The organism is Gemmatimonadaceae bacterium (genome assembly GCA_020846935.1).
Lineage (GTDB): Bacteria > Gemmatimonadota > Gemmatimonadetes > Gemmatimonadales > Gemmatimonadaceae > RBC101.
In genome coordinates, this window is the sequence record JADLCY010000002.1 from 12,055 (window position 1) to 36,553 (window position 24,499).

The following is a 24,499-nucleotide window of genomic DNA, read 5'->3' on the forward strand; positions in this document are numbered from 1 at the left end:
CCGTCCATCCGTCACGCTTTCTGTTCCTCGATGATCGCCTTCAGCTCATCCGGCATGGGCGGAATGGGCCGCCGCTCGAGATGCATGGACCCGTCCGCCCCTCGCTTCACCACGATGTTGAAGCTCGCGTATGCCGGGTCCTTCTCGGGATAGTCGTCACGAAAGTGGCCACCGCGACTCTCCTTGCGCTCGATCGCCGCACGGCCGATGGCTTCCGAGATGATGAGGAGGTTGTCCAGGTCGAGCGCCGTGTGCCATCCGGGATTGTACTCACGGTTCCCCTGCACGCCCACGCGGGCGGCGCGTTCGCGGAGCCGAGCCACGCCAGCCAGCGCGCGTGCCATTTCGTCTTCGGTGCGCACGATGCCCACCAGTTCCTGCATCATGTCCTGCAGCTCGTGCTGGATCTGGTAGGGCGCTTCGCCGCCCGCGCCACGATCAAAGGGCGCGAGCGCGGCGGAGACGGCGGCGTCGACCTCTCCCTGGTTCACTCGCGCCCCCGGATTCTCCCGGGCGAACGTAGCCGCGTGTTCTCCGGCTCTCCTGCCAAACACGAGAAGGTCGGAGAGGGAGTTTCCGCCGAGCCGGTTGGCCCCGTGCAGGCCGGCCGCGCACTCGCCGGCGGCAAAGAGCCCGGGCACCGTGCTCATCTGTGAATCGCCATCCACTCGCACGCCGCCCATGACGTAGTGGGTCGTCGGTCCCACCTCCATGGGCGTCGTGGTGATATCGATGTTCGCCAGTTGCATGAACTGGTGGTACATCGACGGCAGCTTCTTGCGGATGTGCTCTGGGGCGTTCGGGATCCGCTCCTTGATCCACGCGATGTCGAGGAACACGCCGCCGTGTGGGCTCCCGCGCCCCTCGCGCACCTCACGCTGGATGCACCGCGCCACGTGATCGCGGGTGAGGAGTTCGGGCGGGCGACGCGCCGCCTTGTCGCCCTGGGTGTAGCGCCACCCCTCTTCTTCGCTGTCGGCCGTCTGGTTCCGGTAGTTCTCGGGGATGTCCTCGAACATGAACCGTTTGCCCTGCGAGTTGCGAAGCACCCCGCCTTCGCCGCGCACGCCTTCGGTCACGAGGATGCCCCGCACGCTCGGCGGCCAGACCATGCCCGTCGGGTGGAACTGCACGAACTCCATGTCCATCAGTTCGGCGCCCGCGCGCCAGGCCAGCGCGTGGCCGTCGGCCGTGTATTCCCAGCTGTTGCTCGTGATCCTGAACGCACGGCCCACGCCGCCGGTGGCGAGTACGATCGCCTTGCAGGCAAACACGCGAAAGCGGCCTCGCTCACGATCGTACGCGAGTGCACCGGCCACGCGACCGCCGTCCATCAACAGCGCGCTGACCGTGACCTCCATGTGCACGTCGATTGCCTGGTGGATCGCGTGGTCCTGCAGCGTGCGGATCATCTCGAGACCGGTCCGGTCGCCAACGTGGGCCAGCCGCGGGTATCGGTGTCCTCCAAAGTTGCGTTGCAGGATGCGCCCATCCGCCGTCCGATCGAACACCGCACCCCAGGCTTCGAGTTCGCGCACGCGATCCGGCGCCTCCTTCGCGTGCAGCTCGGCCATGCGCCAGTTGTTGAGGTACTGTCCGCCGCGCATCGTGTCGGCGAAGTGCACCCGCCAATTGTCGCGATCGTCGACGTGACCCATCGCCGCAGCCATGCCTCCCTCCGCCATGACCGTGTGCGCCTTGCCGAGCAGCGACTTGCACACGAGGCCGACGCGCACCCCGGCATCCGCGGCCGCGATCGCCGCACGCAACCCTGCGCCACCCGCCCCGATGACCAGCACATCGTGCTCAATGCGCTCGACCGACATCTACAGGATCCTCAGGTCGGTGATGACGCCCATCGAGCACAGCCGCACGTACACGTCGGTGAGGGCTACGGAGAACAGGCTCGCCCAGGCCCAGTTCATGTGGCTCCGGTTGCAAACGCTCGAACAATCGTACGCCAGCTTTCGCACCGGTGACCCCGAGATCCGGTTCAGCATGCCGCCGACCACGTGCCGCATCGAATGGCATCCGATCGTATAGCCGGTGAGCAACACGACGTTCGCGACGAGCACGATCGAGCCCACGCCGATGCCAAAGGTCGTCTGTCCGCCGGGCGTGGCAAACCAGAAGCCCTTCCACGCATCGTGCCAGAGGAAGATCAGGAAGATGAACGCGAGGAGCAGGCCATAGCGATGGACGTTCTGCAGGACGAGCGGGAAGTAGCGCTCACCGAGATAGCTCCGGCGCGGCTCACCGACCGCACATCCCGGCGGATCCGCCCAGAACGCCTTGTAGTACGAGCCGCGGTAGTAGTAGCAGGTGAAACGGAAGAGCGCCGGAATCGGCAGGATGATCAGCGCGGGTGAAAACGGGAGCCACACCGGCCACCACCCCGGCTTTGGACCAAACCAGGCGTGCGGCGAGTCTCCCCACAGCTCGGGCGAGTAGAAGGGCGAGAGGTAGGGCCCGTGGGTGTAGTGCGCGTTCTGGAAGGCGGCCCACGTCGCGTACACGAGAAAGCTCGTGAGGATCGTGACGATGAAGACGTTGGGCACCCACCAGGCGTCGCGGCGGAGCGTCTCTCCGAATCCGCGCGGTTCCATCACCGGCAACGACCGCTGAGGCAGGGTCACGAGCGAGGACAGTGTGAGGGATTGTGGGCAGCAACCGGCAAGGCGCCGCAAAACAAGCATGGGGACGGCGCGCGGGTAAGAGGGCGTGGGGACGAAGCCTCGGGTCGAGCGCGCTCGAGCCCGTGACCACGCGATCGCACCACGCGACGCCTGGCGGCCACGCCCGTCCTGGCGCGGCGGCTTTCGCAGGGGTTCACGTACTCGCCTCGTCGGAAATACCGCGGCAATGCCATTGGCTGAGGGCACCCGCGGCCAGGCCCTTGCCCACCCGTTCCAGTCCGGCGTCCTTGAGCCGCACGGGAATCCCGGCCTGCGCCGCGACGCGGTCGATGAGAGGGGTCGTTAGGCTCCGGCTACCCCTCGGCATGTCCTTCCGTCACGCCAGCAATGTCTGGTCGCGGGTACGCGATGACAGCGCGCTTCGAGGGCTCGGAGAACCGCGGCTGTTGAACTCGCCCCGTGTCACCGAAGGGCGTACTATCTCGACATGCCTCCCCGAAGACCTGCGCCCGAATCCCCGGACGGCGAGCCACACGGCGCGGGTGACGCCGGCAGAGGACGCCGCGCACGGTCGCGCGCGCCCGAGGAGCTGATCGTCGTCGAAGGCCGCGAGGTCCGCCTCTCGAATCCCGACAAGATCCTCATCCCCGACGCGCGCGTCACCAAGCGCGCCCTCGTGGAGTACTACCTCGCCGTCGCGCCCGGGGCCCTCCGCGCCGCCGGTGGCCGGCCGAACGTGATGGTGCGCTATCCCAACGGTATCGGCGGCGAGTTCTTCTATCAGAAACGCGCACCCGGCAACCGGCCAGACTGGATCGACGTCGTAACGCTTCGCTTCCCCTCCGGACGCAGCGCCGAGGAGGTCGTCCCGCGGGACGCGGCGGCGCTGGCGTGGATGGCCAACCTCGCGTGTCTCGAGCTGCACCCGCACTCGGTGCGCGCCGATGACGTCGAGCATCCCGACGAGCTGCGCGTGGACCTGGATCCGGTGCCGGGCGTGCCGTGGGCACACATCCTCACGGTCGCGGCCGTGGTGCGAGAAGCCCTCGCGGACCTCGGCCTCGTCGGATGGCCCAAGACCTCCGGGTCGCGTGGCCTCCACATCAACGTCCGCATTCACCGCCAGTGGACGTTCGAGCAGGTCCGTCGCGCCGCGCTTGCCCTCGCGCGGGACGTCGAGCGACGCGCGCCGACGCTCGCCACGTCGAAATGGTGGAAGGAGGAGCGGCACGGCGTCTTCGTTGACTACAACCAGAACGCGAAGGATCGCACCGTGGCGGCGGGCTATTCGGTGCGACCCACTCCGGACGCTCGGGTGTCGGCGCCGCTCGCGTGGGACGAGGTCATGGAGTGTGACCCGGCGGACTTCACGCTGCACACCATGCCGGCGCGCTTCGCTGCGATCGGGGACCGACACGCCGGGATCGACGAGGTCGCCGGCTCCATCGAGCGGTTGCTGGAACTGTCGGCGGTCCACGAGCGTGCAGGCCACGGCGACGCACCCTGGCCACCGCACTATCGCAAGCAGGAGGGCGAACCACCGCGTGTGCAGCCGTCGCGGCGTCGGGTGCCGAGCAAGCCGCTGATCGAGATCGGGCGCGCGAAACGGAAAGTCGACGCGCTCGCGGGCCTCGATCGATGGAAGGCGCGACATCCCGCGGTGGCCACGCTGCTGCAGCCTTCCGACGTGCTCGTCGATGCCATGCGCGGTCGCTTTGCCACGTGGACGCGGATCCGCGTGAACCTCGAACATGTGCCTGACGAGTTGCGACCTCCTCAGGAACCGCTGGATCCCGACGAGAAGATCCTGCCGAGTTCGTACGACGGTACCACCTCGAGCTGATCGTACCGGCAGTCCGCCGGCGTCCGGTCGTGCCGCCAGCGGATGAACGTCGTCGCGTGGCGAAAGCGGCTCCCCTGCAGGTGGTCGTACTTCACCTCGACGACGCGCTCGACACGGAGCGGCTCCCACGAGAGATCCTTGCCTGCGGTCCAGCGACTCTGCCCTCCGGGCATGCGGCCGGTGGCGTGTGCCTGGGCGTCCGCCCAGGCGCGCCAGGGATGGTTCTCGAGCGCGTGCTCGCGCAGCGGCGCGAGTTCGGCCGCCAGCGCTCGCCGCGTCTGCATGGTGAACGAGGACGTCACCCCCACGTGGTGCAGCGTGCCCGCGTCATCATAGAGTCCCAGGAGCAGCGAACCAACCGCGTCGGTCGAATCCTTGTACCAGCGGAACCCGGCGACGGCGCAGTCGGCGGTTCGCGCGTGCTTGATCTTGAACATCGCACGCTTGCCGGGTGCATAAGGCGCATCGATCGGTTTGGCCATGACACCATCGAGTCCCGCGCCCTCGAACTCCTGGAGCCAGCGTGCGGCGAGGCCGCGATCACGCGTTGCCGGAGTGAGGTGGATTGGAGGCGCCGCCGTGGCCAGGAGCAACTCGAGCCGACGACGCCGCTCGCCCTGCGGTACCGCGCGCAGGTCGGACCCTTCGGCGGCGATGAGGTCGAATGCCACGAAGGAAGCCGGGGTCTCTTTCGCGAGTTTGGCCACGCGCGAAGCGGCGGGATGCAGGCGCGTCTGCAGCGCCTCGAAGTCGAGGCCACGTTCGCCGACGATCACGATCTCGCCATCCAGCACGCACCCGTCAGGCAGGTTGGTAAGCAGCAACTCGCGCAGTTCAGGGAAGTACCGGTCGAGCGGACGCAGGTCGCGGCTCTGGATCATCACGTCGCCCCGGCCACGGAACACGAGCGCACGAAAGCCGTCCCACTTGGGCTCATAGAGGTACTCGCCCTCCTCCGGCAGCGATTCCGCGGCCTTCGCGAGCATGGGCTCCAGCGGCGGCGGAACGGGGTACGTCTCATCGCTCATGGCCGGAAATCCCGCGTCGGCCGCTCCGCGCACGCAACGCCGTGGGGCGCGGAGCCAGTCTGGCGGTGCAGAGGATCGTTCTGAGGCATACGGGACAGCTTGTCACGGGGAGGATCCCTGACGCCAGCTGGCCGGGACGACACGTGAGTGCGACGCATCCGCGCGGAACCGACCGGGGAAGGCACCGGGCTCGCAACCTCCTCGCCCGTCCGAGGTACAACGAAATCCTACCGGACGCGAGGCTCCCGTGCAGGCCGTTCGTTGTGAGGCATGCGGACACAAGGCTCTCGTCGCCGCGTCTCAATGTCCGTTGTGCGGCCACCTGTTCGACTTGCGCGACAGCTTCGGCGAGCTGCTGCCGCTCGCGCACTGTGAGTCGTGCGGCTGCGACTACCCGCGGCGTGACGGTGCCTGCAAGTGGTGCGGCACCACGCCAGCACCGCGCCGTGTGACCGGTGCGGTGGTGCTCAAGGCAGGGGGCGCGCTTGCCTTTGTTGGTATGGCCATCGGCGTGTGGGCCACCCGAGACGCGGCAGAGGAATCTCCCGTGCCCGACGAGCGCGGGCGCGTCGCGGCGCTGGTCAACGCGCCACGGCTGGTAACACCGAAGAGCGAGGCATTCACACCCGCGGTTGTCTCGCGCGACACTTCCTCAACACGCACGCTCGACGCGCTCTCGCCGGGAACACGCGACACGTCCTCCGCAGGGGCACTCGAGGTTTCCTCGGCGCGAATGCCCTCGACGGGCGCGCCTGACACAACCTCCGCGACCGCGCTCGACGCGATCCCGCGAGCGCGTCCGGCGACCGCCGCCGCCGCTGAACCTTCGCTGCGTGCGACCCCTGTCCCGAGCGCGCCCGCAGGAGACACCGCCGCTCCTGCGCCGGCGGCACCGCTGCCCGTGCGACCTGCGACGCCCTCACGAGCCGCACGAAGCGGCGTCGCAGCCCGGGCACCAACCGCGGCGCCACGCACCTCGGCACGCACACCCGCGCGACGTTCGACCACGCGATGGCGAAGCGTGGTCGCGCGCGACTGGCTGATCGTGCGCGCGGCCCCCGCCCGGACGGCCCGCCTGCTCGGCTCACTCGGCCCGGATACACGCATCCAGCTCGGGGAATCGCGGGCGGGATGGGTGCGGGTGCGGATCCGCGGTCTTGCCGGCTGGGTGGATGAGTCGAGGTTGCTCGCGCGGGGTGCGCCCTAGCGCCGCGCAGCATCTGCACGATACACCACCTTTCCGCCCACGATGGTCAGCATGACCTGCGCGTCGCGCAGCGCGGCCGGCGGCGTGGTAGTCAGGTCACGATCGAGCATCACGAGGTCGGCCAGCTTCCCCACTTCGATCGAGCCCTTGTCCTTGTCCTCGAACGCGGCGAACGCCGACCCCATGGTGTGCGCCCGCAGGGCTTCCTCCACGGTGATCTTCTGCGCCGGCACCCACCCCTCGGGGTTTCGGTCATCGAGGGTCCGGCGCGTCACCGCGGCGTAGATCGCGAGCAACGGTTTGGGAGGCGCGACGAACCAGTCGGAGCCGAAGGCGAGCGTCGCGCCGCTGTCGATCAGCGACCGGAACGCGTACGTGCGCGACGCCCGCTCGGGACCGATGACCTGCTCGGCCCAGCGCCCGTCGTCGATCGCATGGTAGGGCTGCATGGAAGGGAGGACGCCGAGCGAGGCAAAGCGCCCCATGTCGTTCGGTCCGATGTGCTGCGCGTGTTCGATGCGAAAGCGTCGGTCGTGCGGACCGTGTTCGCGGGTCACGCGCTCGAAGAGGTCGAGTTGCGATCCGATCGCGCGGTCACCGATCGCATGCACGATGACGTGAAGTCCCGCGGCGTCTGCGCCTTTCACGTAGGCGTACATCGAATCGGGAGGTGTGACGAGGAGTCCGGTGTCCGAGGGCGCGTCGGTGAAGCCCTCGTACATCGCCGCGGTGTGCGACCCCAGCGATCCATCGACGAAGCCCTTGAGCGCTCCCCAGCGCAGCCATTGGTCACCGCGGCCCGCGGCAGCGACCGTGTCGCGGAGCTGTTCCCAGGTGTCGAGCGGCACGGCGGCGTAGATGCGCGTCGAAAGTCGGCCGCTCGCCGTGGCCCGCCTGAAGATCGCCAGGTCGTTCCAGCTCCCCATGTGGTGCACGCTCGTCACGCCCTGCGCCGCCACGAACGCCATGGCGGCATCGAGCGCGCGGTCTTCCATCTCGGGCGGAGGCGCCGGCATCACGCGCGTCACCAGATCCCCGGCGTTGTCCTTCAGCACACCGGTAGGCTCGCCACGGTCGTCACGAACGATCTCGCCACCCGGTACCTCGGCGGTCGCGCGACTGATTCCCGCCGCGCGCAGCGCCGCCGAGTTCGCGAGGTGCATGTGCCCGTCGAGTCGGTTGAGCCAGACCGGATTGTCCGGCGTCACCGAATCGATCCAGTCCGCCCGTGGGAGTTCACCACCCCACAGGGTATGGTCCCAGTCGCCGTTGGTGATCCACGCGCCCTTCGGGATGCCACGGGCAAAGTCGCGGACCCGGGATACGAACTCCGCCTTCGTCCCTGCGTCCCGAAGTTGGACCGACGAGAGCGCGAACCCCCCGAGCACGAAGTGCACGTGCGCGTCGACGAAACCCGGGACCACCATCTGCCCCTTCGCGTCGATCACCTCCGCCGCGCGTGCCGACTTGCGCACCTCCGCGCTCGATCCCACGAGCACGATGCGATCGTTGCTCACCGCAATGCCGTCGGCCCAGGGTCGCTGTGCGTTCCCGGTCCACACGCGCGCATTCACGATGGCGAGCGTGACCGGCGCGTGTTCGGGCATGGCGCAGGCAGTGAGGAGGAGAACGATTGTGAGGACCGCGCGCATCATTGGCGACTGCACGAGGGCGCGCGGCTCAGCGCCGCTCCATCGCATCCCGGATGTCGAGCAGGATCTCGAAGTACAGCTGCTCTCGCCGATACGCAAAGTCGAGGCTCTGCATCTGGCCGTCGTCGCCTCCGGCCTTGGCGCGCTCGAAAGCGTCGCGGTACATGTCGTCGAGGTTGGCGAGGACGCGTTCGCGGGAACGGGACATACGGGTTCTCTCGATGGCTCGGGAAGTCAATCGGGGCGGCTCATCCCGTGCCTCCGGGCGATCGTCCTTCTTGTCGATCGCATCCAGGAAGTACTTCTTGGCGGCCCCCATGAAGAGGCGGCGAGGACTGAGCGGCTCGGGCACGGCGAGAATCTAGGCGACTGGCGGCGTGGGCGGGCGGTGGGACCTTCGCGTCTGGGCTCCACGACGCATTGACCGACGGCAGCGCGGGTCAGGCCAATCCAACAGGGGTGTCCCGGGCGGCGCGGGCCCCCGCCCGTCTGGAACTTCGACGAACGACGGCGTATTCATTGACGCAGAAAGGGAGTAGCCACGCGGAACCACTACCGCGCGGCCGGTTCGTCAGGACTGCGTCCTCCGGGACGCACGGACCGGTCGGGTCCCCCTGGGATTCGGCGAGACTTTCGTACCCGCACGCGGCGGGGCGAATGGTCTCGCCGTCGTGTTAGCCAACCTGCCTTCCCAGGAGTCTTTCGTGAACAACGTCAAGGTCTTCGTCCTCATGGCGGGGATGACGGCGCTCTTTGCGGCCATCGGCCAGGCGCTCGGTGGCGCCGGAGGCGCCGTCATGGCGCTCGGTCTCGCCGCGGTCATGAACCTCGTCATGTATTGGGGGTCCAGCTCGATGGTGCTGCGCGCCTACCGCGCGCAGGTCGTCACCGAGCAGCAGGCCCCCGAGCTGTACGGCATGGTCGACCGACTCCGCCAGCGCGCCGGACTCCCCATGCCTACAGTCGCCATCGCGCCACACGAGCAGCCCAACGCGTTCGCCACCGGTCGCAGCCCTGACCACGCGGTCGTCTGCGTGACCGAGGGCCTGGTGCGCCTCGTCTCGCGCGAAGAACTCGAGGGCGTCATCGCGCACGAGCTGGCGCACATCAAGAACCGCGACATGTTGCTTCAAACCCTGACGGCCACCATGGCCGGTGCGATCAGCAATCTGGCCCATTTCGGGCTGTTCTTCGGTGGCAGCCGCGATGACGACGGCGGGAGCCCGGTGGCCGGCATCGCCATGGCGATCCTCGCACCGATCGCCGCGATGCTGATCCAGTTTGCGATCAGCCGTCAGCGCGAGTTCAAGGCTGATGCCGTCGGCGCCGAGATCGCTGGTCGACCCGACGGACTCGCGAACGCGCTGCGCAAGCTCGACGCGTATTCGAAGCGCATCCCGATGCAGGTGAGCCCAGCGGTCGCGCCCCTCGCCCAGGTGAATCCGCTCGCCGCCCATCGCGGCGGTGTGGCCTCGCTGTTCAGCACCCACCCGAGCACCGACGAGCGCGTGGCGCGGTTGATGGCGTAGCGAATGTGGGCGCGGGTGCCGATGGTTGGCGCCAGCGCCCACCGATTGCGCCGCCCGTCGACACCGGCTTGGTGTTCTTGCTCAGGGATCGCCGATGGCGTCCTGACCGTGACGGAAGAACACCGCGTCCTCGACCACGCGTCCCAGCTTGAGGTGTTCCGTCACGATGCGTTCCAGGAGCGCCGGGGTCACGTGCGCGTACCAGACGCCTTCGGGATAGACCACGACGATCGGCCCGCCGACGCACACTCCGAGGCACGGCGTTTCCCCGCGTTTGACGCGCGTGGGCCCAAAGAGCAGCCCCTCACGCTGAAGCAGCGACGCCAGCAGCGCATACAGCTCGCGGCCGCGGCGATCGGGTGAGCAGAAACCGCCCGTACAGACGAGCACGTGTCGCTCGTATGGCTCCATCCATGGCTCGCCGATCTTCATCGGGGGCACACGACGGCTTCGATGTCGCGCCGGGAGCGCGATCTGGCCGGAACAAGGCTCATGTGCGATTGCTGGGGGAAGGCGCCGCTCGGCTCCGCTCTGCGTCCGCAGTGACTGAAGCCGGAGGTGTATCTTACCCAAGCCTACGTCCCGGTACCGAGGTCCCCATGACCACACCATCCGTCGCACCAGAAATCGCCGCAAAGGGGTACGTGCACCCGGAGATTCTCGTGTCGACCCAGTGGCTGGCCGACCACCTCGACGACCCGAAGATCCGCATCCTCGAGAGCGACGAGGATGTGTTGCTCTACGACATGGGGCACATCCCCAATGCGCAGAAGATCGACTGGCACGCCGACCTGAACGATCGCGTCCAGCGCGACTACATCTCGCGAGAGGACTTCGAGCGACTCCTCCGCGCTCGCGGCATCGACAACTCCACCACGGTCGTCTTCTACGGCGACAAGAACAACTGGTGGGCCTGCTATGCGTTCTGGGTCTTCCAGCTCTTCGGCTTCACCAACGCCCGCGTGCTCGACGGCGGTCGCGTGAAGTGGGAGGCCGAGGGTCGTCAGATGGTCACGACGGTGCCGACGTACGCACCTTCGTCGTTTGTCGCGCAGGAACGCCACGATGATCGCATTCGCGCGTTCTACGTCGAAGTGCGTGCACACCAGGCGGCTGGAAGGCCGCTCGTCGACGTGCGGTCGCCGCAGGAATACACCGGCGAGCGCACGCATATGGTCGACTACCCGCAGGAAGGCACGCTCCGCGGTGGGCACATCCCGGGCGCGCGGTCCATCCCCTGGGCACGCGCCGCCAATCCTGACGGCTCGTTCAAGACAGCCGACGAACTGCGCGCCATCTACGAGCGCGAACACGGACTCACGCCGACAGATGATGTCGTCGCCTATTGTCGCATCGGCGAGCGCTCGTCGCATACGTGGTTCGTGCTGACGTACCTCCTGGGCTACCAGAAGGTCCGCAACTACGACGGCAGCTGGACGGAATGGGGCAACACCGTCCGCAGCCCGATCACCCTTGGAGCTGAACCGTGAGTGAGTTGACCACCCTCCCCGACATCCCCGTCGCCTTTCACAACAACGTCGCGATCTCGTGGCGCGGTGAGCATCGATTCTCCGCCGCCCGTCCCGGCTCGCCCTCGGTCACGATCGACGCCAGCGCAAAGGAAGGTCCGAGTCCGGTGGATGCGTTGCTCATCGGCCTGGGAACCTGCACGGCCGTGGACGTGGTCGACATCATGGCCAAGCGCCGCACGCCAGTGGCTTCACTCGACGTCGACATCGTGGCGGCCCGCGCCGACGCCGTTCCCAAGCGCCTCATCGGCGTCCTCATCACATACCGGATCACCGGAGAGGGCATCGAGCGCGTACACGCCGAGCGCGCGGCAGAGCTGGCGGTGGACAAGTACTGCTCGGTACGCATGTCGCTCGACCCGAACATGCCCGTGACCTGGCGTGTGGTGCTCAACGGTGAGGCGGCGGGCCCGGCGTAGACGCAGGAGATTCGTCTCGAGTCAGACCAAACAGACGAAATCCCTGCCTTTCGATACTCGAGTGCCATCCGTTGCTCGCCCGACATGGGGCGAGGGGCTCGCAGGAGGGATTTCACAAGGGTGCCTGAGCGGAAATGGGGGACGGGAGCGCGCGGCATGTTGGTGCCGGTAGCTCCCACCCCCCATCACTTCAGTTGCTCACTCCGCACCTCCGCCCGTCCCGACGACCCGCGGCGCACCCTACCAACGCACAGCCATCAGCTTCCACTCGCCGTTGCGGCGCTGAAGCACGGCCAGCTCCCCGCTGCGTGAGTTGATAGCACGACCGTTGTAGGTCCCTGTTGCCGTGTTCGTGCTGGTGACCCACGCGACGTCGCCCACCACCCGAACGTGCACGGGCCCGCGCACGCGCGGTACCGCGCGCGCAAAGGCCATGTCCGAGCCCAGGTGGCCTGCACGATACTCGGCCTTGGTCTGGCGCGCCCCTCCCTCGAGGATCTCCACCTCGTCATCGAGGAGCGTCAGGGCCGTCGCGCTGTCTCCGGACGCCAGAGCGGCGTGAAAGCGATCGAGCACGGCCAGCACGTCGGCGGTATCCGGCGCCGCGGCCGGCATCACGTGACCCGCGTGTGGATTGGCCTGCTGGGCCGCCGGAGTCGCCTGGTGCGCGGCGTGATCGCCACCCACCATCTCGCCGTTTGCGTCGTGTCGCATCACGACACCGCGTGTGACGGTGGGCGCGGGCAGCTCAGGCAGGAAGCCCACAGACGGGCCACCCTGGTTCTCGATGCCCATCGCCTGCGACATACGCTGCCAGCCTGCGACCGTCATCACTTCGGTGCTGTCGTCACGGTACCGCTGCGCAGCACGCAGGATCTCCGCACGCTTGCGATCCTTTGGCACCGACGGATTCGCCAGGATGTCAGAAATCACGTCGTGCATCGAATGCAGGTTGTCGAAAATGATGGCAAACTCGGGGTAGCGCGCTGCGAACATCGGCGCGATCGCCGCGGTCATCGGCATGACGTACGGCATGCGATCCGGCGCCTCGACGAGCATCTGCCGGAAACGCGTGACCGTGGCCTGCACCGCCACGCGGCGCTCGACGGGCTCGCGGGCCTCCATCAAGGGCTCGTACAACCCAACCTGAAGCCAGTGATACGCCCAGATGAGCCCATTGAACTTCGGGAAGTTCTCCCGGAACGCGAGCGAATACGGCTGCTCCTGCATCAGCGCCATGGACTTGGGCTGCTCGCTGAAGCGCAGGTCGCGCCGCGTGCGATAGTACGCGAGGATCTCCGCCATGCGCGCATCGCGCTCACGTTCGCTGAGGCGAGTATCGGCGAGGACGTCGTACGCCTGACGATGGAGAATGTGCGCCCATTCGAACATCGCCTTGGCCTCGGGCGCCAGCCGCGCGTAGCTCGGCTCGATCGCCATCTCCTCCAGCGGCACGCGTGGAGGCTTCACGAGGAGCTGCTCGGTGAGATACCTGTACTCGCGATCCTCGAGGCGAGCCACGTCGCCCGGGCGTGTCCAGAGCGTTTCGTAGAGGATCGCGTGGCCGTAGTCGAACGCGTTGAACAGCCGGTCGGCCTCGGGATACGTGTTGCGGAACGTCCAGTTGTGGCTCGCCGGGAGATAGAACGAGTCCCAGACCCGGGACCACTGCGCCTCGCCTGGGCGTGCCACGGCGAGAGCGACAACAGCCACCGCGAGGCGGCCAACGGTGCGCGTCATTTCACACCTCCAAACCGATGAAGTAAGCCAAATGAGAGGGCACTCCCTGCAGTCACGAACCATTCCCCTTCGCCCGTGATTCGACGACCCATGCCGAGATCGATCGCGGAACGCGGGCCCAGCTGACGGCGCATGCCGAGCGCCGCACTCCATTGCACATCGCCGCCGCCCAGCGGCCGTTCGGCGACCAGGTCGGCACCAACGAGCGTGGACTGCACGACGAACGTCCGGTCCCCGGCAATGCCGACCCGCCAGCGGCTCGCCTCGTCTGGCACGCGACCGCTTGCACTCCCGGGCGTCGCCGCCACGTTCACATGGATCCGCCCCGCGCGCAACGTTCGCGTCGCGATCGCACCAACGGTCGCCAGCGTCCGGTCCGGCCCGTACGGACCCGCGGGCGTGAGCGCGCCCAGCGAAATCGCGAGCGCGGGCCAGGTGATGGTCTCCGCGTTGAGCGCATGAAGGACCGAAACGTCTACGCCGGCGGCCCCGATCACGTGACCCGGGCCAGCGCCCCTGACCACCGGGACGCCGATCTCGACCTGCGTGCGAGGCAGCGCTCCCCACGCGAGTTCGGGCTCGACGGCGAGGCCGGTGCCACGCCAGCGAATCCCGCTGAACCGCAGCGGCGCCACCTGCCACTCGAGGGCGTGACGCTCGATCACGAGTGCGTCCTCGACACGGAGTGGTCGCCCGGCATCGAGGTTGTAGTAGTCGGTCTGCGCGTTTGCGGCACCGGGAGCAACCGTCGCCAGCACGGCGACCGCTCCCGCGGCCCACCACGAGACGCGTCTGAAAGTCCAGAACATGAATGTGAGATGGAATCGGGGTCGCCACCCGGCCATCAATGCGACGGCTGGCGCACGACCTGACGCAGCTTCACGCAACGCCAGTGGCGCTGCGGAGGCGTCACCCCCTCGGAGGAGGCAGCTCCGGTACCCTCGTCACCGACGCCCACGCCGACGCGGGCACCGCGATCCGCGGGTCACTCGCCGTCACGCTCGCATCGACCGCGGCGCTCGACGGCATCAGCATCACGACCAGGCACATGGACGTCCCCGCACAGCCGGGAAGGCGCTGATGTTCCGGCGCCGAAGGCACGCCGTGCGAGGCGCCGTGTCCGGCTACGTCGTGCGTCGCCGCGACGCGCACGCCCGACGTGGACAACACGCAACGCGTCGCCGCCCCGACCAATGAGAACTGGGCGAAGAGCACGAGGACCAGCATGGAAGCCACGCGGCGAGACATCACGACCGGAAAGCTATCGGTGCAGATCAGCGGACGCTGCGGTACATCAGGTTGATCAGCTCGTCGTACATCTCCTCGGCTTCTTCACTCTTCCCGGAGCGGATGGCCGAGGTCGCACAGTGCTTGAGGTGGTTGCGCATGAGTTCGCGGCCCACCGAGCGCAGGGCCTCCTGCACGGACGAGAGCTGCGTCATGATGTCTGCGCAGTATCGGTTTTCCTCGACCATGCGCTGCAGGCCGCGCACCTGACCCTCGATGCGACGGAGCCGTGTGAGATTGGCGGCCCGGATGTCGGCATCCACCGCGACCGCCGTCCGACCCTCTCCGGCTTCGACACCGCACCCGCAATGCGCGTGATCCGCCGTCGTCGAATCTGGTTCCATCGGGCTACGCCTCTTCGGCTTCGTAACCGGCGTCAGCGACCGCGTCGATCAGCGCGCCAACGGGAACCCCTTCGGCGAGTTGAACGCGAGCCTGGCCGACGACCACCGACTCGACCTGCGCTCCCTTCACCTCGCGCAGCGCGCGCTCGACCGCGCTCACGCAGTGTCCGCAGCTCATGCCTGCCACTTTCAGTGTCACTTCTGTCATACCATTCCCCGAGGCCTATACCTATGGGGGGTATTATACAAGATAGGACCCAGGGGTATCAAGCCTAGGCCATCAGGCCGGCGTTCCGGAGCGTGTCCATCACGCGCCGGCGGAGCGTGTCTGGCATGGGGTCGGCGCAGCGGCATCGCCTCAGGGCTCCCAGGAAGTGCTCGGCGAAGGCCGCGTGCGGGTGGCAGGACTTGCAGCCAGCGAGGTGGGAACGGATCTCCACCATGTGCTCTTCGGTGAGTTCCTGGTCGAGGAAGTCCCAGAGCTGCGCCATCGCCACGCGACAGTCGACGTGTCCCGTGCCTCTATGCATCGTCGCCTCCGGTTTGCGGCGCGCGAGCGCCCGCGAAGCCGGCATCCCGCGCGTATTCGGCCAGCATTTCCTGCAACTGCCGCCGGCCGCGGAAGAGCCGGGAGCGAACCGTGCCAATCGGGACCTCGAGCACGGCGGCGGCCTCTTCGTACGACTGGCCTTCGACGTCGACCAGGACCACCGCCGAACGGAAGGGCTCGTTGAGCTGGCCAATGGCCTCGGTCAGCGCCGGGGCGAGGTCGACCCGCGCGAGCAACTGGTCGGTGCCGTCGGAGGCGAGCCCGGCGTAATGCTGGATCGCGCTCATGGCATCCGGGTCGCCGTCGTCGAGCGACACGTGGTGTCGCTCGCGCTCCAGATTGCGCAGGAAGGCATTGCGCGCGATGGTGAACAACCAGCGGCGTGCATCACTCCCCGGCTGAAAGGTCAGCCATGAGCGGAACGCGCGCAGGTAGGTCTCCTGCACAAGATCCTCGGCCTTGCCTGCGTCGCGCGTCAGGGACATTGCAAAGCGATAGACGTCATCCATCCACGCAAGGACTTCGCGGTCGAAGTCCTCACGCACCGGAGAAGCGGCGGGCTGGCTGCCTGTCTCCATCGTTGACGTAGTCGCGAGGGGCGTGGCGGGTTCCGCGTCGGAGAATAACCGACAGGGCGCGCGAGGGACACCGCCCGGAGTTGACGATACATTGCCGGATCATGGATCTCTTCGACCTCCGCCGCTCGTACGCGCTGGCCACGCTGGACCTCGCCGACGTCGACGCGAATCCGATCGTGCAGTTCCGGGCCTGGTTCGATCAGGCCCTGGGCGCCGGCGTGATCGAGCCCAACGCGATGACCCTGGCCACGGCCACGCCCGACGGCGTGCCCTCGGCGCGCATCGTCCTGCTCAAGACCGTCGATGACGACGGCTTCACCTTCTTCACCGACTACCGCAGCGCGAAGGGCCGGGAGCTGGACGCCAATCCCCACGCCGCCGTCGTCTTCCTCTGGAAGGAGATCGAGCGACAGGTGCGCATCAAGGGCCTGGTGGCGCGCACGAGCCCGGAGGAGTCGACGCGCTACTACGACGCTCGCCCGTTAGGCAGTCGCTACGGCGCGTGGGCGTCGACGCAGAGCGCGACCGTCCCCGATCGCGCGGCGCTCGAAGCCGCCATGCAGCACGTGGAAGCCAGGTATGCCGGCAGCGATCCACCGCGGCCGGAGCACTGGGGTGGCTACCGCCTGGTGCCTGACGCGGTCGAGTTCTGGCAGGGTCGTCCGAATCGCCTGCACGACCGGCTGCGCTACCGACGTGTCGGCAGCGCGTGGCAGCTCGAGCGCCTCTCGCCCTGACCCCTTCGGCCTTCGCGGTCCGTCAGTGGTGCACGCGACCGACTGCCCGGTGCGCCGCCTCGAGCAGCGCACGCATGCCCCGCGGCGTTACCACTCCTGCTCCGTCACCGCGACCTCTTCGCGCAGCTTGACGTAGCTCGCATACCGATCCGCGGTGATCGTGCCCTCGTCGACCGCAGCCCGCACGACGCACCCCGGCTCCGCGAGGTGCCGACAGTCGCCAAAGCGACACGCGCCGAGTCGCACCTTGAACTCGGGAAAGCACTGGTCGAGACTCGCCGAGGGCAGCCCCCAGAGCCCGACCTCGCGGAGGCCCGGCGTGTCCATCACATAGCCGCCATCGGGGAGGGGATGCATGTGGGCACCTACCGTCGTGTGACGGCCCTTGTTCACCGACTCGCTGATCGCGCCCACCCGCAGATCGAGCCCGGGATACATGGCATTCATCAGGGACGACTTTCCCACACCGGACGGGCCGGTAAACGCCGAGGTGGCTCCACGAAGCACGTCGTGCAGCGCGTCGAGGCCGACGCCCGTCACGATGCTCGTGAGGTGCAGCGGGTAGCCGAGGGCTTCGTAGTGGCCAAAGCGACGCCGCGCTTCCGCCTCGCTCTCGAGATCCGTCTTGTTCACGACGATTCGCGCCGGCAGGTCGTCGGCCTCGGCAATCACCAAGAACCGGTCCAGCATACGCTCGTTTGGCTCCGGCTTGACCATCGCGAACACGATGATGACCTGGTCAAGATTCGCCGCCACGATGCGCTCGCCGCGTTGCCCGCCGGGGTTGCGACGCGCGAGCTGCGTGCGGCGTGGTTCGATGCCCACGATCGCCAGCGCCGAGTCGCGGGAATCGCGCTCGACTTCCACGCGATCACCCACGGCCAGCTTGCGTTCCCCGTCGTGCTTCACGCGGCCACGCAGGGCGGCGATCGCGATCCGGCCGTCGTCGAGGTGCACGCGCCACTGCCCACCGGTCCCGGCGAGCACCACCGCACGCTGTGGATCGCTCACTCCTCCTCCCGCATCACGTCCCACCAGCGACGACCGGTGCCGCCACCGGCGGCGAGGATGGCGGCATCGAGCGCGACCCTCACCTCGGCGAGCGGCCACGCGCCGAGCGCGGCGCGAGCCGCGGCCGCGGTGGCGCCGTAGACGAGGAAGTCCGTTTCGACGTGCCCTTCGACCCCCTGACCACCCATGCGTCGCCAGCGCAGGAACAGGAAGTACGCCCCCCAGGGCCGAGCCTCCTCGCCGGTCGCCTCCACGTCGAGCGACACCGAATACGACATGCCGTCACGTCCCTCGAACGCTGCCGGGCGGCCGTGGACCGCCTCGTAGCCACCGATGGTGTTGGCGTCCCCGCGGTCATGATCGGGCGGGAGGTGCCGACCGGGCATGCCTAACGCGTGCGGCGCAGGGACTCCTTGACCACGCTCCCCACCATGAACGCGAGGTTCGCCGGCCGCTCGGCGAGGCGGCGCATGAGGTACGGATACCACTGGGTGCCGAACGGCACGTACACGCGCATGCGATAGCCGTCGCGCACGAGGGCCTGCTGGAGGTCGCGACGCACGCCGTAGAGCATCTGGTACTCATACCGGTCGGCCGCGATCCCCTGCTCGGCGGCGTAGCGCTTCGCCGCGTCAATCAGGGCCTCGTCGTGCGTCGCGAGGCCGGGATAGTTGCCCGCCGACATCAGACGCTGCATGCAGGTCGCATAGTTGGCGTCGACGACCGACTTCTCCGGAAACGCGACCGTCTCCGGCTCCTTGTAGGCGCCCTTGCACAGTCGCACGCGACACTGGAGCGTGATCGACTGCTCCACATCCGCCGCGGTGCGCCGCAGGTAACTCTGCAGCACGATGCCTACGTTGGCCGGGTAGGCCGGGTAGAGTCGCCGGGTGAACAGGTCGAGCGTGCGCTCGGTATAGGCACTCGACTCCATGTCGAGCCGGACGAACGTGCCATGGTGCTTTGCCCGCTCGAGCACACGCGTGATGTTGGCGACGCACAGCTCCTCGGAAATGTCCTGACCCATCGCCGTGAGCTTGAGCGAGACGTTGGCGTCCAGCCGCTCGGCCGCGATGCGGTCGAGCATCTCCACGTATTGGTCGGCGGTCGCGGAGGCTTCGGCCGGACTGCTGACGCTTTCGCCGAGCAGATCGAGCGATGCCGTGATCCCCTGTGCGTTCAGGGCGCGGACGGCGGCGATCGCCGTCTCGAGCGTTTCACCGGCGACGAAGCGGGACGCGAACTTTCGTGCGAGACGGTTGTTGCGGATGAACCGGAAGACGCCATGCCGGTTGGAGAGCCACAGGAACGATTGTCGGAGCATCGAACGGGGAGCGGTGGGGTCGGGCGTGCGTCGCGGCATCGGCACACGCCCTCACACCGCGACGCCGAAAGATATACGCCGGTCATGACCAAGCCCCGGCCGTTCCGGCGGTACGTGATTGCCTGATGACGGCCCGGCGGTCGCCCGCCCACCTGCCGCGCCGACCCGAACTTCGGGTGGGCGACACCGGCGAGAGGCGATTCGCCGATCACCAGCCCCTTGAACACACGGCGACCGCCGGCTCAGGGTCGCGGCGACACCCGGTCCATCGGCGCGCCGGGATCACGTGCGAGACGCGTCATGAGGAGGCCCGCCGGGTCGCTGGTGGCGCGACCACTCACGTCCCATGTCACAATGCCGTCGTCGCTCTCCGGCTCCAGCAGCACCATCGCCAGCACGCCGAGGGGCTGTGCGACCGGCACGATGATCGTGCCCGCAGCGAGCGAAGTCGCACGCGGCACCTGCCGAACCACCAGGCGGACCTCTCGACGACCCTGGAACGGCCGAGGCGCGATCACCGTCGAATCGATCGCGTATTGCGGACCCGCGTCTCCGCTCCACGGCGAGCGCAGCCGGTGCATCTCCACGCCGTGGCGTGCGAGCAGGTCGATGACGGCGGTATCCGTGGCCGGAATCGCAAATCCCCATGGCGCGGGGCGTGCGATCGTGGGCGTGAACCGATCGAAGATCGGCATCGTTTCGGTGACAAACCGCCCCGTGCGTCGCATGCCTGCGCGCACGCCAGGTTCGCGGCGTGTGGTGTCGGTCGTGCGCTCGAGCACCTCGTACACGACGTCGCCGGTCCACGGTGTCTTCGTCATCTCGGCGCGGAGCGGCACCCGGGTGCCGCCAGCACGCCAGGCGCGGAGTGCGGCATCGCTCCGCGCCGCGATGCCGCGGAGTGCGGCACCGCGCTCGGCGGCCAGCGACAGGAGTTCACGAACGAACGCATAGGTCGCGCGCACCCGCGTCTCGAACGGGTCGTGCGAATACGCCTCGGAGAGCACGGAGACGCGCCCTCGCAGGGCGTAGTAGTTGGTGCCGAAGCGAGGTCGGTGGTCGTACGTGAGCCACCCCTTCGGCACCGAGGCGCCTTCGTCCTGCGCAAAGTTGCCATAGGCAAACGTCGCGATGTTGTGGCGGGCCCTCACGCGACGCTGGACTTCCGGGAGGAGCGAGTCGCGGGCCCAGGCCGCCCCGAATGTCGCACCTTCCAGCTCCGCTGCGGGGTGCAACGATGGCGCGTACGTCAGGGCGTAGCCGTGGTAGCTCCCGTTGGTCGTGTGCAGATCAACGAAAAGGTGTGGATCCCAGGCATTGAACATCGCGAGCGAAGCTCGCGTCTCGGGCGCCTCGGCCTTGATGTAGTCGCGATTCAGGTCGAGCCCACGAGCATTGGGGCGCTGGCCGACCATCTCCGGACCGTTCTGGGCTCCGCGGTTTTTTGCCTGGTGATCGAAGCGCTCGTTCCCGTCGCCGTTGTAGATCGGCACGGCGATGAGCACAATCGAATCCAGCACGTTGGGTCGGCGATCGAGCAGCAGATCACGGAGGAGCGCCTGCAGCGCTTCCTTTCCCTCGACCTCACCCGCGTGGATGTTGCCCTGCACGTAGACGATGGGACGCCCGGAGCGTCGGGCAGCCTCGGGTGTGTCGTAGAGCGGTCGCGAGGCGATGACGTAGGGGATGTCCCGACCCTCGGTGGTCGTGCCAATCGACCCTCGGTGCATCGGGGCGCCCATCGTGCCCAGCGCATCCAGGAACGCGAGGACACTCGCATGCGTGGACGTCTCGGTGAAGCCCGAACGCTCCGCCTGCGTGCGCGGCGGAGAGGCCGCAGTGCGCAGCGTGGTCGATGGGGCGCAGGCAGTGACGACCGCCACGAGGACGGTGGTCAGGCGGCGGACGGAGGCGGGGCGCGATGAGGGCATTCGGGACGCGTGGGGATGTCGCGGAAAATGCCCGTCGTGCCGGGCGCGCACCAGCGCCGGTGCCGATCGATCGCTCCGGGGGCGACCGAGGGGGAGTCGCCAACGGTGCCCTGGCGCCACGCCTAACGGTGATCTGCATCGCATCGACGGGGTGCATCAGGCACGCGCGATGTGGCTCGGATCAACGCGTGCGCGGCGTCACCGACATTTCGCGCGCGCTGTGACAGACTCCCGCGCTGCAATCGTCCGTCCTTCCGCAATCCTCCTCAGCACCCGATGCCCCGTTCCCGTTTCGCGGCACACCTCGTCGCCGCCCTTGTTCTTGCTGCTACCGCGTGCGTCGATCCTTCTGCCCCGACCGACGCGCGCTCGCCGGCCGACGTGGCGTCACCTTCGCTCGAGGTCGCGCTGGCGCCCGCGCCGGCGCCAGCGAGCGTCCTCAACCTCGCGTACGCCACGCGTTCCACGGCTGAAAAGCTCGACCTCTATCTCCCAACGGGCAAAGGCCCCTTTCCCGTCGTGCTCTGGCTGCACCCCGGTGGCTGGCAGACCGGCGACAAGAAGATCTCGAGCACGTCCGTCCAGATGAAGCTCCTGGCGAACGGCTACGCATTGGCGAGCGCCAACTACCGACTGTCTGGCCAGGCGAGATACCCGGCGCAGATCCAGGACGCCAAGGCGGCGGTTCGGTGGCTCCGCGCGAACGCGGCACTGTACAAACTCGACCCAAAGCGCATCGGCGTCTGGGGCCTTTCGGCGGGTGCTCACCTGGCCGCCCTGCTCGGCACCACCAGCGGTGTCACAGCCCTGACCGATCTCTCACTCGGCAACGCGGGGCAGTCGGACGCCGTCAAAGCCGTCGTCGCCATGGCCACGCCGGTGAACTTCCTCACGCTCGACGCGCTCCTCAAGCAGGATGGCTGCAAGCTCTACAACGGTACCGGGCACAACGCCGCCGGTTCGCCACCGTCACTGCTGATGGGCGCCCCGATCCAGACCATTGCGTCGAAGGTCGCGACCGCAAACCCGCAGCAGTATGTGAGCGTGGGCGACGCGAAGTTCCTCATCCAGCACGGCCAGGCCGACTGCACCATCCCGTGGCAGCACGGCCAGACGCTGCACCAGCGCCTGCAAGCAGTCCTCGGCGCCTCTGCGTCGCAGCTCGACCTCTTCCCGACGGGGAAGCACGGCGGCACGCACTTCACGTCGGACGCGAACTTTGCGCGCATCCTGGCGTTCCTCAGAGCCAACCTCTGACGGCGCGCCATCACCACCGCCGTTCGGACGAGGCGCCCCGACGGGCGCCTCGTCTTGCGTTGGTCACCGGTCGTGCGCCACCAGCCGCACGCGGCGGCCCCAGTCGGTACGATAGAGCCCGGCATACGCAAACCGCCGCCCGATAGCCGACGCACCCACCTGCGGCGTATACGCGCCCGCGGCATCCGAGCGCAGACGGATCATGGCCTCCACGGTCCGTTGCACGCCGTCCAGGACGTATTCGCTCTCTGCATCACGAAACACGACCCACGCGTGTCGACCCTCCACCCCATCGACGCGCCGATGCATGCCGACCACGAAGTCGGCGTCGTAGCGCGCTTCGACCAGTTTGCGCCACGCCCACAGCGAATAGTCTTCGCAGTCTCCGCTGCGCACCACTTCGAACGTGCACGGGTGCTGCCAGTAGTCGTGCTCATCGAGCAACGCCGCGTCGTCCGCGTAGCGACATTCGAGCAGCCAGCGCGCCACCTCGTCCGGTGACTTCACCGCCACGCGTGACGTGCCCTCGAGGTAGTGCGGGAAGTCATGGCCCGCGCCGGGACCAAAAGCCGGGAGCGGTGGCGACATTGGCAGGCGAACCCACGGATCCCCCAGTGCCAATCGCTCAGGGTCCAGCCGCGGGGAGCCACGAAGCCAGCGCCAGAGTCCCATGGCTACTTCACGACGACGACGCCGACGGTTCCGCTGAAGTCGTCGCGCACCGTGGCCAGATTGCGCGGAACCGCCATCTCGCGCCGGTCGAGCCGGAGGTTGAGGCGATGCAGTCCCGCGCGCACGTAGTAGTAGCCGCGCCACTCCCCGTTCGGCTGCCTCACCAGCGGCACCGGAATCCAGTCGACGAAATCGGCGAGGAGTTCCACCTCGCGCACCCCGGGCGCCCAGACGCGAATCTCGCGGATCTCGAGTGAGTCGAGTGCCGGACCGATCACGAGCGTGAGCGGTTCCGTCGTCGGCAGCTCGGGGCGCTCCGGCGCGATGGGCACGATGCGCGGTGGCGGGCTCGATCGCAGCGACGGGAACCGACCCCCCGGGAGTCGCAGGGCGAGCGCGACGTATCGACCGCCCGGGAGTCCCTGGATCAGATCCACCGGGTAGCTCCCGATACTCGCCGTGCCGTAGAGCCCTGCGCGGAGCGGCCACGTGGCGGTAAACGTTCCCCATCCGGACGTCGCCTTGTCGGCCTCGCCGAGCCGGACGCCTAACGACACGTCGTATTCGCTGCGCCCGCGCACCCAGGACACACCGCCCTCGGTGTCGCCCAGGAGGTCGCCGAACTGCAGCTGCATGGGTCGCGTGGTCGCGTGGAGCACGGTACCCGGCTTCACCCGCCACCAGCCTCCGGCTTCGCCGATGACCGTGGACCGCCAGCCGACCCCGTCAAAGGTGCGTGCGAGGGCGGCACCGCCACGCACCGCATGATCCCTGGCGGTGAGGTGGAGACGGACTTCACCGTTGACCTGCAGCGTGGGCATGAACCCCTGTTGCGCGGTCGCACTGCTGTTGAGCGCCAGCTCGCCCCGGAGGTCGGAGAACCAGCGCCGGAAGATCCCGCCGGGCGCCATCGGCGCCGAGAAGCGCGAGCCAGCCAGGAGGCCCTGCATGCTCCAGCGACCGTCGTCAAAGAGCGAGAGCAGACCGTTGGCGACCAGGCTCCCGGTGGAGCGCTCGATGACGGCCGTCTCGTTGAGCGTCAGCGCCGTAAAGGTGCGTCCGTTGTCGTAGGAGACCGTGGCCACGCCGACGTCGCGCGTGCGCTGCGGTACCTGGGCACCGGCCGCTGGCGACCGACTCCCGGCAGCGACAAGGACCAGAAACAGTCGCGCGGCGGGGGCAAAGGCCCCGCCGCGCAGCAAAGGACGCGGAATACGGCGTGGGG

General features: G+C 68.1%; 26 protein-coding genes. 7 read left to right on the forward strand and 19 right to left on the reverse strand.

The window, feature by feature from the left end:
• Positions 1-11 precede the first annotated feature (11 nt).
• Positions 12-1,826: a fumarate reductase/succinate dehydrogenase flavoprotein subunit gene (locus IT361_03985; protein ID MCC6316830.1), complete on the reverse strand. Its 1,815-nt coding sequence runs from the start codon at positions 1,824-1,826 to the stop codon at positions 12-14.
• The gene (locus IT361_03990) at positions 1,827-2,606 is read right to left on the reverse strand and encodes a succinate dehydrogenase (protein MCC6316831.1); all 780 of its coding nucleotides are present in this window, start codon (positions 2,604-2,606) and stop codon (positions 1,827-1,829) included. It lies immediately after the preceding gene.
• Between the two features lie 517 nt (positions 2,607-3,123).
• Between IT361_03990 and ligD the strand changes: the two genes are divergently transcribed.
• Complete coding sequence (gene ligD / locus IT361_03995; protein ID MCC6316832.1) at positions 3,124-4,479, forward strand: non-homologous end-joining DNA ligase; 1,356 nt, start codon at positions 3,124-3,126, stop codon at positions 4,477-4,479.
• Here ligD and IT361_04000 read toward each other — a convergent pair.
• Positions 4,413-5,507: an ATP-dependent DNA ligase gene (locus tag IT361_04000; protein ID MCC6316833.1), complete on the reverse strand. Its 1,095-nt coding sequence runs from the start codon at positions 5,505-5,507 to the stop codon at positions 4,413-4,415. The genes ligD and IT361_04000 overlap by 67 nt on opposite strands.
• A 1,045-nt stretch (positions 5,508-6,552) precedes the next feature.
• Here IT361_04000 and IT361_04005 point away from each other — a divergent pair.
• A complete protein-coding gene (locus tag IT361_04005; protein ID MCC6316834.1) occupies positions 6,553-6,714 on the forward strand; it encodes an SH3 domain-containing protein in 162 nt (53 codons plus the stop codon).
• Here IT361_04005 and IT361_04010 read toward each other — a convergent pair.
• Entirely contained in the window at positions 6,711-8,366 is a 1,656-nt protein-coding gene (locus IT361_04010; protein MCC6316835.1) for an amidohydrolase, read from the reverse strand. The genes IT361_04005 and IT361_04010 overlap by 4 nt on opposite strands.
• A 28-nt stretch (positions 8,367-8,394) precedes the next feature.
• Positions 8,395-8,718, reverse strand: a complete 324-nt coding sequence (locus tag IT361_04015) for a hypothetical protein (GenBank protein MCC6316836.1) — start codon at positions 8,716-8,718, stop codon at positions 8,395-8,397.
• 379 nt (positions 8,719-9,097) lie between these two features.
• Between IT361_04015 and IT361_04020 the strand changes: the two genes are divergently transcribed.
• On the forward strand, positions 9,098-9,895 hold the full coding sequence (locus IT361_04020; GenBank protein ID MCC6316837.1) for a zinc metalloprotease HtpX: 798 nt from the start codon (positions 9,098-9,100) through the stop codon (positions 9,893-9,895).
• Positions 9,896-9,976: 81 nt separating this feature from the next.
• On the opposite strand, the gene IT361_04025 is transcribed toward IT361_04020, so the two are convergent.
• On the reverse strand, positions 9,977-10,327 hold the full coding sequence (locus IT361_04025) for a (2Fe-2S) ferredoxin domain-containing protein (protein ID MCC6316838.1): 351 nt from the start codon (positions 10,325-10,327) through the stop codon (positions 9,977-9,979).
• A gap of 167 nt (positions 10,328-10,494) precedes the next feature.
• On the opposite strand from IT361_04025, the gene IT361_04030 reads away from it, so the two are divergent.
• Both IT361_04030 and IT361_04035 read left to right on the forward strand, forming a co-directional pair.
• Positions 10,495-11,385, forward strand: a complete 891-nt coding sequence (locus tag IT361_04030; GenBank protein MCC6316839.1) for a sulfurtransferase — start codon at positions 10,495-10,497, stop codon at positions 11,383-11,385.
• Positions 11,382-11,843 (forward strand): OsmC family protein, encoded by a 462-nt coding sequence (locus IT361_04035; protein ID MCC6316840.1) that lies wholly within the window; start codon positions 11,382-11,384, stop codon positions 11,841-11,843. The genes IT361_04030 and IT361_04035 overlap by 4 nt, the downstream gene beginning before the upstream one ends.
• A gap of 240 nt (positions 11,844-12,083) precedes the next feature.
• On the opposite strand, the gene IT361_04040 is transcribed toward IT361_04035, so the two are convergent.
• From IT361_04040 to IT361_04070, 7 genes are all read right to left on the reverse strand, one after another.
• Complete coding sequence (locus IT361_04040) at positions 12,084-13,583, reverse strand: nuclear transport factor 2 family protein (GenBank protein ID MCC6316841.1); 1,500 nt, start codon at positions 13,581-13,583, stop codon at positions 12,084-12,086.
• Complete coding sequence (locus IT361_04045) at positions 13,580-14,392, reverse strand: hypothetical protein (GenBank protein MCC6316842.1); 813 nt, start codon at positions 14,390-14,392, stop codon at positions 13,580-13,582. The genes IT361_04040 and IT361_04045 overlap by 4 nt, the downstream gene beginning before the upstream one ends.
• 100 nt (positions 14,393-14,492) lie before the next feature.
• Entirely contained in the window at positions 14,493-14,831 is a 339-nt protein-coding gene (locus IT361_04050; GenBank protein ID MCC6316843.1) for a hypothetical protein, read from the reverse strand.
• 26 nt (positions 14,832-14,857) lie between these two features.
• Positions 14,858-15,214, reverse strand: coding sequence for a metal-sensitive transcriptional regulator (locus IT361_04055; GenBank protein ID MCC6316844.1), 357 nt, complete (start codon positions 15,212-15,214; stop codon positions 14,858-14,860).
• A gap of 4 nt (positions 15,215-15,218) precedes the next feature.
• Positions 15,219-15,422, reverse strand: a complete 204-nt coding sequence (locus IT361_04060) for a heavy-metal-associated domain-containing protein (protein MCC6316845.1) — start codon at positions 15,420-15,422, stop codon at positions 15,219-15,221.
• 64 nt (positions 15,423-15,486) lie between these two features.
• Positions 15,487-15,744 carry a zf-HC2 domain-containing protein gene (locus IT361_04065; protein MCC6316846.1) on the reverse strand — a complete coding sequence of 86 codons (258 nt, stop codon included), beginning with the start codon at positions 15,742-15,744 and terminating at the stop codon, positions 15,487-15,489.
• A complete protein-coding gene (locus tag IT361_04070) occupies positions 15,737-16,342 on the reverse strand; it encodes a sigma-70 family RNA polymerase sigma factor (GenBank protein ID MCC6316847.1) in 606 nt (201 codons plus the stop codon). Before IT361_04070 ends, IT361_04065 begins: the two co-directional genes overlap by 8 nt.
• 98 nt (positions 16,343-16,440) lie before the next feature.
• On the opposite strand from IT361_04070, the gene pdxH reads away from it, so the two are divergent.
• Entirely contained in the window at positions 16,441-17,079 is a 639-nt protein-coding gene (pdxH, locus tag IT361_04075) for a pyridoxamine 5'-phosphate oxidase (GenBank protein ID MCC6316848.1), read from the forward strand.
• An 87-nt stretch (positions 17,080-17,166) separates the two neighbouring features.
• On the opposite strand, the gene rsgA is transcribed toward pdxH, so the two are convergent.
• The 4 genes from rsgA to IT361_04095 all read right to left on the reverse strand — a co-directional run bounded on the left by rsgA (position 17,167) and on the right by IT361_04095 (position 21,345).
• Positions 17,167-18,066: a ribosome small subunit-dependent GTPase A gene (gene rsgA, locus IT361_04080; protein ID MCC6316849.1), complete on the reverse strand. Its 900-nt coding sequence runs from the start codon at positions 18,064-18,066 to the stop codon at positions 17,167-17,169.
• Positions 18,067-18,086: 20 nt separating this feature from the next.
• Positions 18,087-18,476, reverse strand: coding sequence for a hypothetical protein (locus IT361_04085; GenBank protein ID MCC6316850.1), 390 nt, complete (start codon positions 18,474-18,476; stop codon positions 18,087-18,089).
• 2 nt (positions 18,477-18,478) lie between these two features.
• The gene (locus IT361_04090; GenBank protein ID MCC6316851.1) at positions 18,479-19,414 is read right to left on the reverse strand and encodes a proline dehydrogenase family protein; all 936 of its coding nucleotides are present in this window, start codon (positions 19,412-19,414) and stop codon (positions 18,479-18,481) included.
• Between the two features lie 242 nt (positions 19,415-19,656).
• Positions 19,657-21,345, reverse strand: a complete 1,689-nt coding sequence (locus tag IT361_04095; protein MCC6316852.1) for a M14 family metallopeptidase — start codon at positions 21,343-21,345, stop codon at positions 19,657-19,659.
• A gap of 276 nt (positions 21,346-21,621) precedes the next feature.
• Here IT361_04095 and IT361_04100 point away from each other — a divergent pair, with 276 nt between their 5' ends.
• Positions 21,622-22,602, forward strand: coding sequence for an alpha/beta hydrolase (locus IT361_04100; GenBank protein MCC6316853.1), 981 nt, complete (start codon positions 21,622-21,624; stop codon positions 22,600-22,602).
• A 63-nt stretch (positions 22,603-22,665) separates the two neighbouring features.
• Here the strand turns inward: IT361_04100 and IT361_04105 are convergent, their stop codons facing one another.
• Both IT361_04105 and IT361_04110 read right to left on the reverse strand, forming a co-directional pair.
• Positions 22,666-23,190, reverse strand: coding sequence for a transglutaminase-like cysteine peptidase (locus IT361_04105; protein ID MCC6316854.1), 525 nt, complete (start codon positions 23,188-23,190; stop codon positions 22,666-22,668).
• An 86-nt stretch (positions 23,191-23,276) separates the two neighbouring features.
• A complete protein-coding gene (locus IT361_04110; protein ID MCC6316855.1) occupies positions 23,277-24,476 on the reverse strand; it encodes a hypothetical protein in 1,200 nt (399 codons plus the stop codon).
• Positions 24,477-24,499 lie beyond the last annotated feature (23 nt).

Bases quoted from the DNA above. Each gene is read 5' to 3' on its own strand.
- IT361_04010 (MCC6316835.1), bottom strand. From the start codon at position 8,366: ATGCGCGCGGTCCTCACAATCGTTCTCCTCCTCACTGCCTGCGCCATG.
- IT361_04025 (MCC6316838.1), bottom strand. From the start codon at position 10,327: ATGAAGATCGGCGAGCCATGGATGGAGCCATACGAGCGACACGTGCTC.
- IT361_04105 (MCC6316854.1), bottom strand. From the start codon at position 23,190: ATGTCGCCACCGCTCCCGGCTTTTGGTCCCGGCGCGGGCCATGACTTC.
- IT361_04055 (MCC6316844.1), bottom strand. From the start codon at position 15,214: ATGGAACCAGATTCGACGACGGCGGATCACGCGCATTGCGGGTGCGGT.
- ligD (MCC6316832.1), top strand. From the start codon at position 3,124: ATGCCTCCCCGAAGACCTGCGCCCGAATCCCCGGACGGCGAGCCACAC.
- IT361_04000 (MCC6316833.1), bottom strand. From the start codon at position 5,507: ATGAGCGATGAGACGTACCCCGTTCCGCCGCCGCTGGAGCCCATGCTC.
- IT361_04060 (MCC6316845.1), bottom strand. From the start codon at position 15,422: ATGACAGAAGTGACACTGAAAGTGGCAGGCATGAGCTGCGGACACTGC.
- IT361_03990 (MCC6316831.1), bottom strand. From the start codon at position 2,606: ATGGAACCGCGCGGATTCGGAGAGACGCTCCGCCGCGACGCCTGGTGG.
- IT361_03985 (MCC6316830.1), bottom strand. From the start codon at position 1,826: ATGTCGGTCGAGCGCATTGAGCACGATGTGCTGGTCATCGGGGCGGGT.
- IT361_04020 (MCC6316837.1), top strand. From the start codon at position 9,098: ATGGCGGGGATGACGGCGCTCTTTGCGGCCATCGGCCAGGCGCTCGGT.
- IT361_04045 (MCC6316842.1), bottom strand. From the start codon at position 14,392: ATGTTCTGGACTTTCAGACGCGTCTCGTGGTGGGCCGCGGGAGCGGTC.
- IT361_04065 (MCC6316846.1), bottom strand. From the start codon at position 15,744: ATGCATAGAGGCACGGGACACGTCGACTGTCGCGTGGCGATGGCGCAG.
- IT361_04070 (MCC6316847.1), bottom strand. From the start codon at position 16,342: ATGGAGACAGGCAGCCAGCCCGCCGCTTCTCCGGTGCGTGAGGACTTC.
- IT361_04095 (MCC6316852.1), bottom strand. From the start codon at position 21,345: ATGCCCTCATCGCGCCCCGCCTCCGTCCGCCGCCTGACCACCGTCCTC.
- IT361_04100 (MCC6316853.1), top strand. From the start codon at position 21,622: ATGCCCCGTTCCCGTTTCGCGGCACACCTCGTCGCCGCCCTTGTTCTT.
- IT361_04050 (MCC6316843.1), bottom strand. From the start codon at position 14,831: ATGTCTCGCCGCGTGGCTTCCATGCTGGTCCTCGTGCTCTTCGCCCAG.
- IT361_04030 (MCC6316839.1), top strand. From the start codon at position 10,495: ATGACCACACCATCCGTCGCACCAGAAATCGCCGCAAAGGGGTACGTG.
- IT361_04090 (MCC6316851.1), bottom strand. From the start codon at position 19,414: ATGCTCCGACAATCGTTCCTGTGGCTCTCCAACCGGCATGGCGTCTTC.
- IT361_04085 (MCC6316850.1), bottom strand. From the start codon at position 18,476: ATGCCCGGTCGGCACCTCCCGCCCGATCATGACCGCGGGGACGCCAAC.
- IT361_04040 (MCC6316841.1), bottom strand. From the start codon at position 13,583: ATGACGCGCACCGTTGGCCGCCTCGCGGTGGCTGTTGTCGCTCTCGCC.